This is a genomic window from Comamonas sp. FG99 (assembly GCF_057808605.1).
This window is the reverse complement of the sequence record NZ_JBMDII010000022.1, coordinates 79,711-97,334: the sequence shown is the minus strand read 5'-3', so window position 1 is coordinate 97,334 and position 17,624 is coordinate 79,711. Positions and strand designations below refer to the sequence as shown.

Sequence of the window (17,624 nt, the reverse complement as noted above, 5' to 3'; positions counted from 1 at the left end):
CTATCCGCGAAGGCGGCCGCACCGTGGGCGCCGGCGTCGTTGCCAAGATCATTGCATAATTGATCATTCTTGTAGGGGTATAGCTCAATTGGCAGAGCGTCGGTCTCCAAAACCGAAGGTTGTAGGTTCGATTCCTACTGCCCCTGCCACTTACTAGAAGTGGATAACGAGCCCGCCCAATGTGTGCGGGCTTCGGCGTCTTGGTGACGCCCATTTTGCAGGCTCATTGTTATGGCTGTTACGCAGGTTGAAACCGTGAATTCCGGTGCGGACAAGGCAAAGCTGTCCGCTGTTGTCTTGCTGGTGATTGCTGCCATTGCCGGCTTCTATCTGCTGGGCAAGCAGGGCGCAGTCGTGCAGTGGGCGGTCTTGCTGGTCGGCCTGGTGCTGGCTGCTGCCACATTCCTGGTTTCCGAGCCAGGCAAGCGCTTCGTCGGTTTCGCGAAGGACGCCACGCGCGAGGTCAAGAAGGTGGTGTGGCCCACCCGCAAGGAAACCTTGCAGATGACGGCCTATGTCTTTGCCTTTGTCGTGATCATGTCGCTATTCCTGTGGCTGACCGACAAGACGCTGGAATGGGTGTTGTACGATTTGATTCTGGGTTGGAGGAAGTGATGCCTAGCACCGATACGGCGATGGATTCGAATTCTGAATTGCCCGCAGGCTCCGCAAACCCCGATTTGCGCTGGTACATCGTCCATGCCTATTCCGGCATGGAGAAGGCGGTCGAGCGCAATATCCTGGAGCGTATCAACCGCTCGGACATGCAGCACAAGTTCGGTCGCATCCTTGTGCCCACGGAAGAGGTGGTCGAGGTGCGCAATGGTCAGAAGAAGACCGCCGAGCGGCGTCTCTTCCCTGGCTATGTGTTCGTCGAGATGGTCATGGACGACGACTCTTGGCACCTGGTCAAGCACACCAGCAAGGTGACCGGCTTCGTCGGCGGCGCCAAGAACCGTCCGGTGCCGATCTCCGAGGCGGAAGTCCAGAAGATCGTCAGCCAGATGCAGGAAGGCTCGGAAAAGCCGCGCCACAAGGTGGAATTCGTGGTGGGCGAGCTGATCCGCGTCAAGGAAGGCCCGTTCACCGATTTCAACGGAACCGTCGAAGAAGTCAACTACGAGAAGAACAGGCTTCGAGTTTCTGTTATGATATTCGGCCGCTCAACTCCGGTTGAGCTCGAATTTGATCAGGTCGAGAAAACCTAAAGCTCGAAAAAGCCTGATCTCTCAAGCGCTTATGGACTCGGCGCATCAATAGAGTCTTTACCCCGGGGAGCCTGGCTGCATGTGTTGCAGCGGGCGCTACTACCCGTCAGGAGCTTTTATGGCAAAGAAAATTGTCGGCTTCATCAAGCTGCAGGTGCCAGCTGGTAAGGCCAATCCCTCGCCGCCGATCGGTCCCGCACTGGGCCAGCGCGGTCTGAACATCATGGAGTTCTGCAAGGCATTCAATGCGCAGACCCAAGGTGTGGAACCCGGCCTGCCGCTGCCGGTGGTGATCACCGCTTTCGCGGACAAGAGCTTCACCTTCGTGATCAAGACGCCGCCCGCAACGGTGCTGATCAAGAAGGCCATCAAGCTGGACAAGGGCTCTTCGAACGCCCTGGCCAACAAGGTGGGCAAGATCACCCGCGCTCAGCTGGAAGAGATCGCCAAGACCAAGCTGAAGGACATGAACGCCGCTGACGTGGACGCCGCTGTGCGTACGCTGGCTGGCTCGGCCCGCTCGATGGGCGTGACGGTGGAGGGTCTGTAAATGGCTAAGCTGACCAAGAAGCAAAAGGCCCTGCAGGGCAAGGTGGACTCCACCAAGCTGTACGCATTCGCCGACGCCGTGGCCCTGGTGAAGGAAGCCGCGACCGCCAAGTTCGATGAATCCATCGACGTGGCGATCCAACTGGGCGTGGATGCCAAGAAGTCGGACCAGGTGGTTCGCGGCGCCGTGGTGCTGCCCCATGGCACCGGCAAGACCACCCGTGTGGCCGTGTTCGCGCAGGGCGCCAAGGCTGAGGAAGCCAAGGCTGCTGGCGCCGACGTGGTCGGCATGGACGATCTGGCTGCACAGGTCAAGGCTGGCGACATGCCCTTTGACGTGGTGATCGCCGCTCCCGATGCGATGCGCGTCGTGGGTACGCTGGGCCAGATCCTGGGCCCGCGCGGCCTGATGCCGAACCCCAAGGTCGGCACCGTCACGCCCGACGTGGCTACCGCCGTGAAGAACGCCAAGGCTGGTCAGGTGCAGTTCCGCGTCGACAAGGCCGGCATCATCCACAGCACGATCGGCCGCCGCTCGTTCGAGAACGACAAGCTGCAGGGCAACCTGGCAGCGCTGGTGGACGCACTGAACAAGGCCAAGCCCGCTTCGAGCAAGGGCCTGTACCTGCGCAAGGTGGCGGTTTCGTCGACCATGGGCCTGGGCGTTCGCGTGGACACCCAGACCATCGCGGCGTAATCGCGAAGAAATCATGCCGCCGGAGCAATCCGGCGCATGTGGTGGGCCGCCCCGGCGACGGGGCGGGCCATCCAAGACCGTTGGCGCGCCCGTCCTCGGGCAGGGTGCTTAAAGATTGGCCAACGTAGATGGCGATCCCGCTGCAGATGGAAATTTGGTTTCCCTAACAGTTGGTCGCTGCAAACCAAGAGCGCGTACAAGGCTGTGGCCGCGTACGCATTTGAAGGAGTAGACCTTGAGTCTGAATCGCAGTGAGAAAGAAGCGGTCATCAATGAAGTGACCAGCCTCGCCGCTAAAGCTCAAACGCTGGTGTTTGCGGAGTACCGCGGCATCACGGTCGCCGACATGACGAAGCTGCGCGTGGAAGCCCGCAAGCAAGGCGTGAACCTGTCCGTGTTGAAGAACACGCTGGCTCGCCGTGCTGTTGCTGGCAGCGCATTCGAAGTGGTGGCAGACCAGATGACCGGCCCGCTGATCTACGGCTTCTCGGAAGATGCAATTGCCGCCGCCAAGGTGGTGGCTGACTTCGCAAAGACCAACGACAAGCTGGTCATTCGCGGTGGTGCATACGAAGGCAAGGCCCTGGATGTGAACGGCGTGAAGCAGTTGGCAAGCATTCCGTCGAAGGAAGTGCTGCTGGCGCAATTGCTGGGCTTGATGCAATCCCCCATCTCTCGTACCGCTCGCGTGCTGGCCGCTCTGGCCGAGCAAAAGGGTGGCGGGGCAGAGGCAGCTGCCGCCTAAGGCGAGCCGCTGTCAACCAACACATTGTTAGGATTTGAAAAATGGCATTCGATAAAGACGCATTTTTGACCGCTCTGGACAGCATGACGGTCCTGGAACTCAATGACCTGGTGAAGGCCATTGAAGAGAAGTTTGGCGTGAGCGCTGCCGCCATGGCCGCTCCTGCCGCTGCCGGCGGCGGTGCCGCTGCTGCCGCAGAAGAAAAGACCGAGTTCAACGTGGTGCTGGCTGAAGCCGGTGCCAACAAGGTTGCCGTCATCAAGGCCGTGCGCGAAATCACCGGCCTGGGCCTGAAGGAAGCCAAGGACCTGGTCGACGGCGCTCCGAAGAACGTGAAGGAAGGCATTGCCAAGGCTGACGCCGAAGCTGCCGTCAAGAAGCTGACCGAAGCCGGTGCAAAGGCTGAACTCAAGTAATTGAGTCTCGTCGCCTAGGCTGGAGTGCTCGATGGGCGCTCCAGCCTTTGGCGCTTATGGAAAGCGCTGGCGAGAGAGCACCAAAAAATGGCCTGGCTGTTGCAGCCCGCGGCTCTTTTTTAGTGTTTTCTAACCACCCGACACTAGAAAACACCTTGGTTCGGGCGATGTGCAACGCATCGCCGTCAGCCATGGTTGGTAGTGGCCAACCGCCAAGCTGCAGACCCTGGATACGGGTTTGCCATTGCAGCGAGAGAGCGAAGCGACGCCCGAGGCGGTACCGAGTGTACTGCCAGACGCGCAATCCGCTGATCGCTGCGGTGGCAGGCCCGTGCGAGCAGGGGAAGTCGTCGCAGACCCGATTCCATGTCTTTGCCCGGAGATTTCATGGCCTATTCTTACACCGAACGCAAGCGCATCCGCAAAAGTTTCGGCAGCCGCGACAGCGTGCTGACAGTGCCTTACCTGCTGCAAATGCAAAAAGACGCCTATACGGCATTCTTGCAGGCAGATACCCCCCCCAAGAAACGCAGCGACGAGGGCCTGCAGGCGGCTTTCAATGCCGCTTTCCCTATCGTCTCCCACAACGGCTTCGTGGAAATGAAGTTCGTCGAATACAACCTGGCCAAGCCAGCGTTCGACGTGCGCGAATGCCAGACCCGCGGCCTGACCTTCTCCTCGGCCGTGCGCGCCAAGGTGCAGCTGATCATCTATGACCGCGAGTCCTCGACACCGCAGTCCAAGGTGGTCAAGGAGGTCAAGGAGCAAGAGGTCTACATGGGCGAAGTGCCCCTGATGACCGACAAGGGCTCCTTCATCGTCAACGGCACCGAGCGCGTGATCGTCTCGCAGCTGCACCGCTCGCCCGGCGTGTTCTTCGAGCACGACAAGGGCAAGACCCACAGCTCGGGCAAACTGCTGTTCTCGGCACGCATCATTCCCTACCGCGGCTCGTGGCTGGACTTCGAGTTCGATCCCAAGGACCTGCTGTACTTCCGCGTCGACCGCCGCCGCAAGATGCCGGTGTCGATCCTGCTCAAGGCCATTGGCATGACGCCGGAGTCGATCCTCGCGACCTTCTTCGACAACGACAACTTCCGCCTGATGGACAGCGGCGCCCAGCTGGAGTTCGTTGGCGATCGCCTCAAGGGCGAAGTGGCGCGCTTCGACATCACCGACAAGGCCGGCAAGGTCGTGGTGGCCAAGGACAAGCGCATCACCGCGCGCCACACCCGCGAGCTGGAGCAGTCGGGCACCAAGTTCATCAGCGTGCCGGAAGACTTCCTGCTCGGCCGCGTCGTGGCCAAGAACATCGTCGATCCGGACACTGGCGAGATCGTGGCCAAGGCCAACGAGGAGCTGACCGAGGCGCTGCTCAAGAAGCTGCGCAGCGCCGGCATCCAGGAGCTGCCCTGCATCTACACCAACGAGCTGAACAACGGCGCCTACATCTCGCAGACGCTGCGCACCGACGAGACGGTGGATGAGTTCGCCGCGCGCGTGGCCATCTACCGCATGATGCGCCCCGGCGAGCCGCCGACGGAAGACGCGGTGCAGGCTCTGTTCCAGCGCCTGTTCTACAGCGCCGACACCTATGACCTGTCGCGCGTGGGCCGCATGAAGTTCAACGCCAAGATCGGCCGCAACGAGGCGACCGGTCCGATGGTGCTGTCTAACGAGGACATCCTCGAAGTCGTGAAGATCCTGGTGGACCTGCGCAACGGCAAGGGCGAAGTCGACGACATCGACCACCTGGGCAACCGCCGCGTGCGCTGCGTGGGCGAACTGGCCGAGAACCAGTACCGCACCGGCCTGGCACGTATCGAGAAGGCCGTGAAGGAGCGTCTGGGCCAGGCCGAGCAAGAGCCGTTGATGCCGCACGACCTGATCAACAGCAAGCCGATCTCGGCTGCGCTGAAGGAGTTCTTCGGCGCCTCGCAGCTGTCGCAGTTCATGGACCAGACCAACCCGCTCGCCGAAATCACGCACAAGCGCCGTGTCTCGGCCCTGGGCCCGGGCGGTCTGACCCGCGAGCGCGCAGGCTTCGAAGTGCGCGACGTGCACGTGACCCACTACGGCCGCGTCTGCCCGATCGAAACGCCTGAAGGCCCGAACATCGGCCTGATCAACTCGCTGGCGCTGTATGCGCGCCTGAACGAGTACGGCTTCATCGAGACCCCATACCGCCGCGTGGTGGACGGCAAGGTCACCATGGAGATCGACTACCTGTCGGCCATCGAGGAAGGCAAGTACATCATCGCCCAGGCCAACGCCGAGCTGGATGCCGAAGGCCGCCTGACCGGCGACCTGGTGTCGGCCCGCGAGGCCGGCGAATCCACCTTGGTGTCGGCCGAGCGCGTGCAGTACATGGACGTGTCGCCGGCGCAGATCGTGTCGGTGGCGGCCTCGCTGATCCCGTTCCTGGAGCACGATGACGCGAACCGCGCGCTGATGGGCGCCAACATGTCGCGCCAGGCCGTGCCCGTGCTGCGCCCGGAAAAGCCCATGGTGGGCACCGGCATCGAGCGCGTGGCGGCGGTGGACTCGGGCACTGTGGTGACGGCCAGGCGCGGCGGCATCGTCGACTATGTCGACGCGACCCGCATCGTGATCCGTGTGAACGACGACGAGGCCGTGGCCGGCGAAGTCGGCGTGGACATCTACAACCTCATCAAGTACCAGCGTTCCAACCAGAACACCAACATCCACCAGCGCCCGATCGTCAAGCGTGGCGACAAGCTGGCCAAGGGTGACGTGGTGGCCGACGGCGCCTCGACCGACCTGGGCGAGATCGCCATCGGCCAGAACATGCTGATCGCCTTCATGACCTGGAACGGCTACAACTTCGAGGACTCGATCCTGATCTCGGAGCGTGTGGTGGCCGAAGACCGCTACACCTCGATCCACATCGAGGAGCTGGTGGTCATGGCGCGCGACACCAAGCTGGGCGCCGAGGAAATCACCCGCGACATCCCGAACCTGTCGGAGCAGCAGCTCAACCGCCTGGACGAATCCGGCATCATCTACGTGGGTGCCGAAGTGCAGCCCGGCGACGTGCTGGTCGGCAAGGTCACGCCCAAGGGCGAGACCACGCTGACGCCCGAAGAGAAGCTGCTGCGCGCGATTTTCGGCGAGAAGGCCTCCGACGTGAAGGACACCTCGCTGCGCGTGGACCAGGGCTCGTCGGGCACCGTGATCGACGTGCAGGTCTTCACCCGCGAGGGCATCCAGCGCGACAAGCGCGCCCAGCAGATCATCGACGATGAACTCAAGCGCTTCCGCCTGGACCTGAACGACCAGCTGCGCATCGTCGAGGCCGATGCCTTCGACCGTATCGCCAAGCTGCTGACCGGCCGCGTGGCCAACGGCGGCCCGCAAAAGCTCGCCAAGGGCACGAAGATCGACAAGGCCTACCTGGACGGCGTGGAGAAGTTCCACTGGTTCGACATCCGCCCGGCCGAGGAAGAAGTCGCCGCCCAGCTCGAATCGATCAAGAACTCGATCGAGCAGCAGCGCCACAACTTCGACCTGGCCTTCGAGGAAAAGCGCAAGAAGCTCACGCAGGGCGATGAGCTGCCCGCCGGCGTGCTGAAGATGGTCAAGGTCTACCTGGCCGTCAAGCGCCGCCTGCAGCCCGGCGACAAGATGGCCGGCCGCCACGGCAACAAGGGCGTGGTCTCCAAGATCGTTCCGGTCGAGGACATGCCCTACATGGCCGACGGCACCCCTGCCGACATCGTGCTGAACCCGCTGGGCGTGCCCTCGCGCATGAACATCGGCCAGGTGCTCGAAGTCCACCTGGGCTGGGCCGGCAAGGGCCTGGGCCAGCGCATCGGCAACATGCTGCAGGAGCAGGCCCGTGCCGCCGAGGTGCGTACCTTCCTGGAAGAGGTCTACAACTCGCGCGGCCGCAAGGAAGACCTCTCGCAGGTCAGCGACGACGAGGTCATGGTCATGGCCAAGGAGCTGACCAGCGGCGTGCCGTTCGCATCGCCCGTGTTCGACGGCGCCTCCGAGCAGGAAATCAAGGACATGCTGAAGCTGGCATATCCCGATGACCTGAAGGAGCGCAAGGGCCTGACCGAGAGCCGCACCCAGGCCTACCTGTACGACGGCCGCACCGGCGAGCGCTTCGAGCGCCCGACCACCATCGGCTACATGCACTACCTGAAGCTGCATCACCTGGTCGACGACAAGATGCACGCGCGCTCCACCGGCCCGTACTCGCTGGTCACGCAGCAGCCGCTGGGCGGCAAGGCCCAATTCGGCGGCCAGCGTTTCGGCGAGATGGAAATGTGGGCGCTGGAAGCCTATGGCGCCGCCTACCTGCTGCAGGAAATGCTGACGGTGAAGTCCGACGACGTGCAGGGCCGTACCAAGGTGTACGAGTCCATCGTCAAGGGCGAACACACGATCGAGGCCGGCATGCCGGAATCGTTCAACGTGCTGGTCAAGGAAATCCGCTCGCTGGGCCTGGACATCGAACTGGAACGTTCTTAAATATTGAAAGGGAAAGAGTCACATGAAATCGCTACTCGACCTGTTCAAGCAATTCACTCCTGATGAGCATTTCGATGCCATCAAGATCGGCCTGGCTTCGCCCGAGAAGATCCGTTCGTGGTCCTTCGGCGAGGTGAAGAAGCCCGAGACCATCAACTACCGCACCTTCAAGCCCGAGCGCGATGGCCTGTTCTGCGCCAAGATCTTCGGGCCCATCAAGGACTACGAGTGCCTGTGCGGCAAGTACAAGCGCCTCAAGCACCGCGGCGTGATCTGCGAGAAGTGCGGCGTCGAAGTGACCCAGACCAAGGTGCGCCGCGAGCGCATGGGCCACATCGACCTGGCTGCGCCCTGTGCCCACATCTGGTTCCTGAAGTCCCTGCCTTCGCGCCTGGGCCTGGTGCTGGACATGACGCTGCGCGACATCGAGCGCGTGCTGTACTTCGAAGCCTATGTGGTGGTCGATCCGGGCATGACCCCGCTGAAGAAGTTCAGCATCATGTCGGAAGACGAGTACGACAAGAACCTCGAAGAGTACGGTGACGAGTTCGTTGCCAAGATGGGCGCCGAAGGCATCAAGGACCTGCTCGAATCCATCGAGATCGAGGCCGAGATCGAGCGCCTGCGCAACGACCTGACCGGCTCCGAAGTCAAGGTCAAGAAGAACGCCAAGCGCCTGAAGGTGCTGGAAGCCTTCAAGAAGTCGGGCATCAAGCCCGAGTGGATGGTGCTGCAGGTGCTGCCGGTGCTGCCTCCGGACCTGCGCCCGCTGGTGCCGCTGGACGGCGGCCGCTTCGCGACCTCCGACCTGAACGACCTGTACCGCCGCGTCATCAACCGCAACTCGCGCCTGCGCCGCCTGCTGGAGCTGAAGGCTCCGGAGATCATCGCGCGCAACGAAAAGCGCATGCTGCAGGAAGCGGTGGACTCGCTGCTGGACAACGGCCGCCGCGGCAAGGCGATGACCGGCGCCAACAAGCGCGCGCTGAAGTCGCTGGCCGACATGATCAAGGGCAAGAGCGGCCGCTTCCGCCAGAACCTGCTGGGCAAGCGCGTCGACTACTCGGGCCGTTCGGTGATTACCGTGGGCCCGACGCTCAAGCTGCACCAGTGCGGCCTGCCCAAGCTGATGGCGCTGGAGCTGTTCAAGCCCTTCATCTTCGCGCAGCTGGAGCAGCGCGGCATCGCCACCACCATCAAGGCCGCGAAGAAGGAAGTCGAGACCGGCACGCCGGTGGTGTGGGACATCCTCGAAGAGGTGATCCGCGAGCATCCGGTGCTGCTCAACCGCGCGCCCACGCTGCACCGCCTGGGCATCCAGGCCTTCGAGCCCATCCTGATCGAAGGCAAGGCCCTGCAGCTGCACCCGCTGGTGTGCGCGGCCTTCAACGCCGACTTCGACGGCGACCAGATGGCCGTGCACGTGCCGCTGTCGGTGGAAGCGCAGATGGAAGCCCGCACGCTGATGCTGGCCTCCAACAACGTGCTGTTCCCGGCTTCGGGCGAACCGTCGATCGTGCCTTCGCAGGACGTGGTGCTGGGCCTGTACCAGGCCACCCGCGAGAAGATCAACGGCAAGGGCGAGGGCATGGTGTTCGCCGACCTCGGCGAGGTGCAGCGCGCGCTGGATTCCGGCGTGGTCGAGCGGGCCTCCAAGATCAGCGTGCGCCTGACCGAATGGTCCAAGAACAAGACCAGCGGTGAATTCGAGCCCGAAACCAAGCTGGTCGAGACCACCGTGGGCCGTGCGCTGCTGTCCGAGATCCTGCCCAAGGGCCTGCCCTTCGCCAACATCAACAAGACGTTGAAGAAGAAGGAGATCTCCAAGCTCATCAACATCTCCTTCCGCAAGTGCGGCTTGAAGGAGACGGTGGTGTTCGCCGACAAGCTGTTGCAAAACGGCTTCGGCCTGGCGACCCGCTCGGGCATCTCGATTGCCATCGGCGACATGCTGGTGCCGCCGCAAAAGGCCGAGATCATCGGCCGCGCGGAAGCCGAGGTCAAGGAGATCGAGCAGCAGTACGTCTCGGGCCTGGTGACCTCGGGCGAGCGCTACAACAAGGTGGTGGACATCTGGGGCAAGGCCGGCGACGAAGTCTCCAAGGTCATGATGCAGCAGCTGGCCAAGGAAAAGACCACCGACCGCCATGGCAAGGAAGTGGAGCAGGAGTCCTTCAACGCCATCTACATGATGGCCGACTCGGGCGCCCGCGGCTCTGCCGCCCAGATCCGCCAGCTCGCCGGCATGCGCGGCCTGATGGCCAAGCCTGATGGCTCGATCATCGAGACGCCGATCACCGCGAACTTCCGCGAAGGCCTGAACGTGCTGCAGTACTTCATCTCCACGCACGGCGCCCGCAAGGGCCTGGCCGACACGGCGCTGAAGACCGCGAACTCGGGCTACCTGACCCGCCGCCTGGTCGACGTGACGCAGGATCTGGTCATCACCGAGCAGGACTGCGGCACGCACAACGGCACGCTGATGCGCGCCGTGGTCGAGGGCGGTGAAGTGATCGAGTCGCTGCGCGACCGTATCCTCGGCCGCACCGCGGCCGACGAGGTGCTGCACCCCGAAACCCGTGCCGTGCTGGCACAGGCCGGCGATCTGTTCGACGAAGACCTGATCGAAGACCTGGAAGCCGCCGGCGTGGACGAAGTGAAGGTGCGCACCGCGCTGACCTGCGAAACCCGCTACGGCCTGTGCGCCACCTGCTACGGCCGCGACCTGGGCCGCGGCGGCCTGATCAACCTCGGCGAAGCCGTGGGTGTGATCGCCGCCCAGTCCATCGGCGAGCCCGGCACGCAGCTGACCATGCGTACCTTCCACATCGGTGGCGCGGCATCGCGCGCCGCCGTGGCATCGAGCGTGGAAGCCAAGTCCAACGGTGTGGTCGGCTTCAACGCCGCCATGCGCTACGTGACCAACAACAAGGGCGAACTGGTGGTGATCTCGCGTTCCGGCGAAATCATCATCCAGGACGAGTACGGCCGCGAGCGCGAGCGCCACAAGCTGCCCTACGGCGCGACGCTGACCGTCAAGCCCGACCAGCAGATCAAGGCCGGCGCCATCCTGGCGAACTGGGACCCGCTGACCCGACCCATCATTACCGAATACGCCGGCCAGGTGAAGTTCGAGAATGTGGAAGAGGGCCTGACCGTGGCCAAGCAGGTCGACGAAGTGACCGGCCTGTCCACGCTGGTGGTGATCGACCCCAAGCACCGCGGCTCCGCCAAGGTGGTGCGTCCGCAGGTCAAGCTGGCCGATGCCAATGGCCAGGAAGTCAAGATCCCCGGCACCGACCATGCGGTGACGATCGGCTTCCAGGTCGGCGCCCTGCTGCAGGTGCGCGACGGCCAGGAAGTGGGCCCCGGCGAAGTGCTGGCCCGTATACCGATGGAAGGCCAGAAGACCCGCGACATTACCGGCGGTCTGCCGCGCGTGGCCGAGCTGTTCGAAGCCCGCACGCCCAAGGACAAGGGTTCGCTGGCCGAGATGACCGGCACCATCTCCTACGGCAAGGAAACCAAGGGCAAGGTGCGCCTGCAGATCACCGACCTGGAAGGCCGCGTCTGGGAAGAGCTGGTCTCGAAGGAGCGCAACATCCTGGTGCACGAAGGCCAGGTGGTGAACAAGGGCGAGCTGATCGTCGACGGCCCGGCCGATCCGCAGGACATCCTGCGCCTGCTGGGCATCGAGGAGCTGTCGCGCTACATCGTCGACGAAGTGCAGGACGTGTACCGCCTGCAAGGCGTGAAGATCAACGACAAGCACATCGAGGTGATCGTTCGCCAGATGCTGCGCCGCGTCGTGGTCGAGAACCCGGGCGATTCGCACTACATCGCCGGCGAGCAGGTCGAGCGCTCGGAGATCCTGAACACCACCGACGCACTGCGTGGCGAGGACAAGATCCCCCCGACCTTCACCAACGTGCTGCTGGGCATTACCAAGGCATCGCTGTCCACCGACAGTTTCCTGTCGGCGGCATCGTTCCAGGAAACCACCCGGGTGCTCACCGAGGCTGCCATCATGGGCAAGCGCGACGAGCTGCGCGGCCTGAAGGAAAACGTGATCGTCGGCCGCCTGATCCCCGCCGGTACCGGCCTGGCCTACCACCAGGCCCGCAAGATCAAGGATGCGATGGACGAGGCCGAGCGCCGCGCCATCGCCGACGCCGAAGCCGCCGAGCTGGCTGAGGCCGAAGCCGTGGCCAGCACCGGCGACAGCGTCGCCGATCCGGCCGCGGACTGATCCACCGCAGGCGGCAGCGGCCAGGCGCCAAGCCTGCGCCGCTGACCGGGCCATCCGCCATCCCGCCCCATCCGCTTCGGATGGGGCGGGATTTTTTTGAATCAAACTGGCCTGTATCGCGCTATGGGTAAGCGCTACTAGCTATAAAATGCGTAGTATTTTGCCGCCACCCGCCATGGCGGCGGTGCTTGCCGCGGCAGTTCGGCTGCGGCAGCGTCCGCTGGGGCAAAATAGCGCCACATGAACCGCCCATCCCGCCACCCTGCCTCGCCACCCGGCGCCGCGCCTACGCTGGCGAGCCAGCTGCTGCCCGTGGCCGATGCCTTGATCGCCGTACGGCAGGGCCAGTCGGTGCGCACGGCGCTGGCGCGGGTCGATGCGGCGCAGCGCCCCGGTGTGCAGGCCCTGCTGTTCGAGGTGCTGCGCCAGCTGGGCACGGCTGAGGCGCTGCGCAGCCGGCTGGCCGCCCGCAAGCCGGCAGCCCTGGCCGATGCCCTGCTGTGCAGCGCGCTGGCGCTGCTGCTGCCCGAGCCGCCGCGCTACGACGCCTTCACCCTGGTGAACCAGACCGTCGAGGCGGCCAAGCGCCGCCCCGCCACGCGCGCGCTGGCCGCATTCATCAACGGCTGCCTGCGCCGCTTCCTGCGCGAGCGCGCCGAATTGCTGGCTGCCGTGCAGGCTGATCCGGTGGCCCGCTGGAACCATCCCCAGTGGTGGCTGCAGCGCCTGCAGCACGACTATCCGCAGCAGTGGCAGGAGATCCTGCAGGCCAACCATGGCCAGGCGCCGCTGGCGCTGCGGGTGAACCGCCTCAAGACCTCGCGCGACGCCTACCTGGCGCAGCTGGCCGGGGCCGGCCTGGATGCGGTGGCGGGCGAGGGGCCTGCCGCCATCTTGCTGCGCCAGGCCGTGCCGGTGGACCAGCTGCCCGGCTTTGGCGAGGGCTGGGTATCGGTGCAGGACAGCGCCGCGCAGATGGCCGCGCCGCTGCTGCTGGACGGCCTGCGCCGGCCTGCCGGGCGCCGCTGGCAGTTGCTCGATGCCTGCGCGGCGCCGGGCGGCAAGACCGCGCACCTGCTGGAGCAGGCGGGCGGCAGCGAGGTCGCGCAGGTGGTGGCCATCGAGGTGGACGCCCGCCGTGCCGAGCGCATGCGGGAGACCTTGTCGCGCGTGGGCGTGCAGGCCGAGATGCTGGTGGCCGATGCCGCCGACGTGCCCACCTGGTGGCCTGCGCTGCAGGCGCGCCAGGGCATTGCCGGCTTCGATGCGGTGCTGCTCGACGCGCCATGTTCTGCATCCGGCATCGTGCGGCGCCAGCCCGATGTGCGCTGGCTGCGCCGCGCCGCGGACATCGATCAGCTGGCCGGCATCCAGCAGCGCCTGCTGGCGCAGCTGTGGCCGCTGGTGCTGCCCGGCGGGCGCCTGCTGTACTGCACCTGCTCGGTGTTCCGCCAGGAGGGCGAGGAGCAGATCGCGCGCTTCATGGCGGCGCATGCCGATGCCCGGCGCCTGCCCGCGCCGGGCCACCTGCTGCCGCAGCGCCTGCGGGACGGCGGCCAGGCGGCTGAGCTGGCACGCGACCACGACGGCTTCTACTACGCGCTGCTGGAGCGGGGGCAGCCCCAATGAAGGGCCTGGCATGGCATCGGCTGGCCGCGGTGTTCGTCGCCTGCATGCTGTGGGCCGGGCTGGGCCATGCGGCGCCCAAGGTGGAGATGCAGCTCGAACGCAAGGCCGACGGGGCGTTCACCAATATCGCACTGCAGTTCGAGCTGCCGGAGCAGCTCGAGGATGCGCTGGGCAAGGGCGTGGCGGTGTATTTCGTGCAAGAGGCCGAGGTGATCGCCGAGCGCTGGTACTGGCGCGACAAGCGCGTGGCCAAGGTGGCGCGCTACCTGCGGCTGAGTTTTCAGCCGCTGACGCGGCGCTGGCGCCTGCACCTGTCGTCTTCGCCGTTCGCCGAGTCGGGCATGGCGATGTCGCTGGGGCAGAGCTTTGACAGCCTGGACGAGGCCATGGCCGTCATCAAGCGCGTGCGCCACTGGAAGATCGCCGATGCGCAGGACATCGCCGGCGGCAGCGACTACCTGGTGAAGTTCAGCTTCCGGCTCGACATGGCGCAGCTGCCCCGGCCCTTTCAGATCGGCCCCTTCGGCAGCAACGGCCTGAACCTGCAGCTGAGCACGCAGCTGCCGCTGCCCGAGCAGGAGACGCCATGAAGGTCGGCAAGCCTTCGTCGCTGCGCGCAGCCCATCCGTCCCGGCGGGTGCGCTGGTCTGTGATGCTGGGCCTGGCCGCCATTGCGGCGCTCGCGTTGCTGCTGCTGTTTTTGCTGTCCTTCGCCACCAACAACCGCGCGCTGTACGAGCGCAATTTCGGCTGGCTGCTCGGCGTCAACGTGGCGGTGGCGGTGCTGCTGCTGCTGGTGGTGCTGTGGGGTGCGGGCTACCTGCTCAGGCGGCTTTCCAAAAAGCGCTTCGGCAGCAAGCTGCTGCTCAAGCTCGCGGCCACCTTCGCCCTGGTCGGCGTGGCGCCCGGGGTGGTGATCTACTTCGTGTCGTACCAGTTCGTCTCGCGCTCCATCGAGAGCTGGTTCGACGTCAAGGTCGAGGGCGCGCTCGACGCCGGCGTGAGCCTGGCGCGCGTCACGCTCGACACCACCGCCAACGCCATGGCCGACCGCACCCGCACCGCCAGCGCGCAGCTGGCCCAGGTGTCCGACGCGGCCGCCGGCGTGGTGCTGGAGCGCATCAAGGACCAGCTGGGCGCCGACGACCTGGTGCTGTGGGGCGCCAACGGCCAGGCCATTGCCAGCACCGGCCAGTCGCGCTTCGTGCTCAATCCCGAGCGGCCGCCGGCCACGCTGCTGCGCGCGGCGGTGCAGCAGCAGCGCAGCTTCCAGATCGAAGGCCTCGATGACGTCGCCAACGCCAGTGCCCAGACCGATCCGCGGGTGCGGGTGAAGACGCTCGCCCAGATCGCCAGCAACGACCTGGGGCTGGTGCCCGACGCACGCTTTCTGCAGGCCACGATGACGCTGCCGCCCGCGCTGGTCTCCAATGCCATCAAGGTGCAGGAGGCCAACCGCGAATACCAGGAGCGCGCGCTGGCGCGCACCAGCCTGCGCCGCATGTACATCGGCACGCTGACGCTGAGCCTGTTCCTCGCGGTGTTCGGCGCCATCGTGCTGGCGGTGCTGCTCGGCAACGAGCTGGTGCGCCCGCTGCTGGTGCTGGCCGAGGGGGTGCGCGAAGTCGCGTCCGGCAACCTGCGGCCCAAGCCCACGCTGCTGAGCAAGGACGAGCTCAGCGGCCTCACGCGCTCGTTCGCCGAGATGACGCAGCAGCTGCTGGATGCGCGCCGGGCGGTGGAGCGCAGCATGCGCCAGGTGAACGAGGGGCGGCAAAGCCTGCAAACCATTCTTGACAATCTCACGGCCGGCGTGATCGTGCTCGACGAGCGCGGCGCCATCCTCACCTCCAACCCCGGCGCCACGCGGATACTGCGCGTGCCCATGGCGGCCTACGAAGGCAAATTGTTGCCAGATGTTCAGGGGCTGGAAGTGTTCGCGCACGAGGTCTCGGAGCAGTTCGCGCAGCTGCACGAGGCATCGTCCGAGCGCCGGCTCGACCACTGGCAGCGCGCCTTCGACCTGCATGCCGATCCGCACCACCTGCACAACCACGACAGCATCAACCTGATCGCGCGCGGCGCCATGCTGCCCGACAACCGCCGCCTGCTGGTGTTCGACGACATCTCCGAAATCGTCTCCGCGCAGCGCGCCCAGGCCTGGGGCGAGGTGGCGCGGCGCCTGGCCCACGAAATCAAGAACCCGCTCACGCCGATACAGCTGTCCGCCGAGCGGCTGCAGATGAAGCTCGAAGCCAAGCTCGACGAGCCCGGCCGCGCGGTGCTCAACAAATCCGTATCCACCATCGTCGACCAGGTGGATGCGATGAAGCGCCTGGTCAACGAGTTCCGCGACTATGCGCGCCTGCCCGCCGCCGACCTGCAGCCGCTGGACCTGAATAACTTGATTACAGACATGCTGCATCTGTATGGTGTAGAAAACGCAACCGTACCCATCGAAGCCGACCTGGAGCCGGCGGTGCCGCGCGTGATGGGCGATGCCCAGCAGCTGCGGCAGGTGATCCACAATCTGCTGCAGAACGCGCAGGATGCCACGCAGCAGGCCCACAAACTGGATGCGCTGATGCCGCCGGTGCGGATCTCGACCCGGTGGGCCAGCGGCAGCGAGCGGGTTCGCCTGACCATTGCCGACCATGGCAGCGGCTTTGCGGACTACATCCTGCAGCGGGCCTTCGAGCCCTATGTGACCACCAAGTCCAAGGGCACGGGGCTGGGGCTCGCGGTGGTCAAGAAGATCGCCGACGAACACCATGCACGCGTGGAAATTTCAAATCGAACGGAGGGGGAAAAAATTCTGGGCGCCCAAGTATCGCTATCATTGATGGCGGCTGTTGCCGCATAGATGTGGATCAAAGGCTGCGTACCGGTTTCTCGAAGAGCATATGGCAAATATTCTGGTTGTCGACGACGAATTGGGCATTCGGGATCTTCTGTCGGAGATCCTGAATGACGAAGGGCACAGCGTGGACTTGGCAGAAAACGCCACCCAGGCCCGGGCTGCGCGCAATGAAAGCCAGTACGACCTCGTGCTGCTGGACATCTGGATGCCCGACACCGACGGTGTTTCGCTGCTGAAGGAGTGGTCCATGTCGGGCGCGCTCACCATGCCGGTCATCATGATGAGCGGCCACGCCACCATCGACACCGCAGTGGAGGCCACGCGCATCGGCGCCTTCTCGTTCCTCGAAAAGCCCATCACCATGCAGAAGCTGCTCAAGGCGGTGGAGCAGGGCCTGCAGCGCAACGTGCCCGCGTCGGCCGCGCATGTGAACGGCAGCGCCGCGTCGGCGGCCGTGGCCGGCGATGAGGCGCCGGGGGCGGGCAATTCCGCAAGCCATGGCGCCATCGCATCCGCGGTGCCGGCCTCGGCCGATGCCGTGCCCCACGCCCACCAGGGCTTCGATCTGGACCGGCCGCTGCGCGAGGCGCGCGACGGCTTCGAGAAGGCCTATTTCGAGTTTCACCTGGCCCGCGAAGGCGGCTCGATGACGCGCGTGGCCGAGAAGACCGGGTTGGAGCGCACCCACCTGTACCGCAAGCTGCGCCAGCTGGGCGTGGACCTGACGCGGAACAAGCGAGGCTAATTTTGGCGTTTTCCCTGAACCCCGTT

12 protein-coding genes and 1 tRNA gene are annotated in these 17,624 nt (G+C 64.9%); all 13 read left to right on the top strand.

Annotated elements, in window-relative coordinates:
- Window positions 1-73: 73 nt before the first annotated feature.
- The 13 genes from ACODRX_RS15945 (at window position 74) to ACODRX_RS15885 (ending at window position 17,598) form a co-directional block, all read left to right on the top strand.
- Window positions 74-149, top strand: a tRNA-Trp gene (locus ACODRX_RS15945).
- 82 nt (window positions 150-231) lie between these two features.
- Complete coding sequence (gene secE / locus ACODRX_RS15940; protein WP_488872505.1) at window positions 232-615, top strand: preprotein translocase subunit SecE; 384 nt, start codon at window positions 232-234, stop codon at window positions 613-615.
- On the top strand, window positions 615-1,208 hold the full coding sequence (nusG, locus tag ACODRX_RS15935; RefSeq protein ID WP_488872504.1) for a transcription termination/antitermination protein NusG: 594 nt from the start codon (window positions 615-617) through the stop codon (window positions 1,206-1,208). The genes secE and nusG overlap by 1 nt, the downstream gene beginning before the upstream one ends.
- A 118-nt stretch (window positions 1,209-1,326) precedes the next feature.
- On the top strand, window positions 1,327-1,758 hold the full coding sequence (gene rplK / locus ACODRX_RS15930) for a 50S ribosomal protein L11 (RefSeq protein WP_488872503.1): 432 nt from the start codon (window positions 1,327-1,329) through the stop codon (window positions 1,756-1,758).
- The gene (gene rplA, locus ACODRX_RS15925; RefSeq protein WP_488872502.1) at window positions 1,759-2,454 is read left to right on the top strand and encodes a 50S ribosomal protein L1; all 696 of its coding nucleotides are present in this window, start codon (window positions 1,759-1,761) and stop codon (window positions 2,452-2,454) included. It abuts the gene before it with no gap.
- A gap of 235 nt (window positions 2,455-2,689) precedes the next feature.
- Window positions 2,690-3,199 (top strand): 50S ribosomal protein L10, encoded by a 510-nt coding sequence (gene rplJ / locus ACODRX_RS15920; RefSeq protein ID WP_488872501.1) that lies wholly within the window; start codon window positions 2,690-2,692, stop codon window positions 3,197-3,199.
- Between the two features lie 41 nt (window positions 3,200-3,240).
- Complete coding sequence (gene rplL, locus ACODRX_RS15915) at window positions 3,241-3,615, top strand: 50S ribosomal protein L7/L12 (RefSeq protein ID WP_488872500.1); 375 nt, start codon at window positions 3,241-3,243, stop codon at window positions 3,613-3,615.
- Between the two features lie 387 nt (window positions 3,616-4,002).
- Complete coding sequence (gene rpoB, locus ACODRX_RS15910; RefSeq protein ID WP_488872499.1) at window positions 4,003-8,115, top strand: DNA-directed RNA polymerase subunit beta; 4,113 nt, start codon at window positions 4,003-4,005, stop codon at window positions 8,113-8,115.
- 22 nt (window positions 8,116-8,137) lie between these two features.
- Window positions 8,138-12,364 (top strand): DNA-directed RNA polymerase subunit beta', encoded by a 4,227-nt coding sequence (gene rpoC, locus ACODRX_RS15905; protein WP_488872498.1) that lies wholly within the window; start codon window positions 8,138-8,140, stop codon window positions 12,362-12,364.
- Between the two features lie 240 nt (window positions 12,365-12,604).
- Window positions 12,605-13,993 carry a 16S rRNA (cytosine(967)-C(5))-methyltransferase RsmB gene (rsmB, locus tag ACODRX_RS15900; RefSeq protein ID WP_488872497.1) on the top strand — a complete coding sequence of 463 codons (1,389 nt, stop codon included), beginning with the start codon at window positions 12,605-12,607 and terminating at the stop codon, window positions 13,991-13,993.
- Window positions 13,990-14,583, top strand: coding sequence for a DUF4390 domain-containing protein (locus tag ACODRX_RS15895; protein WP_488872496.1), 594 nt, complete (start codon window positions 13,990-13,992; stop codon window positions 14,581-14,583). Before rsmB ends, ACODRX_RS15895 begins: the two co-directional genes overlap by 4 nt.
- Complete coding sequence (locus ACODRX_RS15890) at window positions 14,580-16,856, top strand: sensor histidine kinase (protein WP_488872495.1); 2,277 nt, start codon at window positions 14,580-14,582, stop codon at window positions 16,854-16,856. The genes ACODRX_RS15895 and ACODRX_RS15890 overlap by 4 nt, the downstream gene beginning before the upstream one ends.
- Window positions 16,857-16,896: 40 nt before the next feature.
- On the top strand, window positions 16,897-17,598 hold the full coding sequence (locus tag ACODRX_RS15885) for a response regulator (protein ID WP_488872494.1): 702 nt from the start codon (window positions 16,897-16,899) through the stop codon (window positions 17,596-17,598).
- Window positions 17,599-17,624: the final 26 nt, after the last annotated feature.

Coding starts and splice junctions, on each gene's coding strand:
- rpoB (WP_488872499.1), top strand. CDS start 4,003: ATGGCCTATTCTTACACCGAACGCAAGCGCATCCGCAAAAGTTTCGGC.
- nusG (WP_488872504.1), top strand. CDS start 615: ATGCCTAGCACCGATACGGCGATGGATTCGAATTCTGAATTGCCCGCA.
- secE (WP_488872505.1), top strand. CDS start 232: ATGGCTGTTACGCAGGTTGAAACCGTGAATTCCGGTGCGGACAAGGCA.
- ACODRX_RS15895 (WP_488872496.1), top strand. CDS start 13,990: ATGAAGGGCCTGGCATGGCATCGGCTGGCCGCGGTGTTCGTCGCCTGC.
- rplL (WP_488872500.1), top strand. CDS start 3,241: ATGGCATTCGATAAAGACGCATTTTTGACCGCTCTGGACAGCATGACG.
- rplK (WP_488872503.1), top strand. CDS start 1,327: ATGGCAAAGAAAATTGTCGGCTTCATCAAGCTGCAGGTGCCAGCTGGT.
- ACODRX_RS15890 (WP_488872495.1), top strand. CDS start 14,580: ATGAAGGTCGGCAAGCCTTCGTCGCTGCGCGCAGCCCATCCGTCCCGG.
- rsmB (WP_488872497.1), top strand. CDS start 12,605: ATGAACCGCCCATCCCGCCACCCTGCCTCGCCACCCGGCGCCGCGCCT.
- rpoC (WP_488872498.1), top strand. CDS start 8,138: ATGAAATCGCTACTCGACCTGTTCAAGCAATTCACTCCTGATGAGCAT.
- ACODRX_RS15885 (WP_488872494.1), top strand. CDS start 16,897: ATGGCAAATATTCTGGTTGTCGACGACGAATTGGGCATTCGGGATCTT.
- rplA (WP_488872502.1), top strand. CDS start 1,759: ATGGCTAAGCTGACCAAGAAGCAAAAGGCCCTGCAGGGCAAGGTGGAC.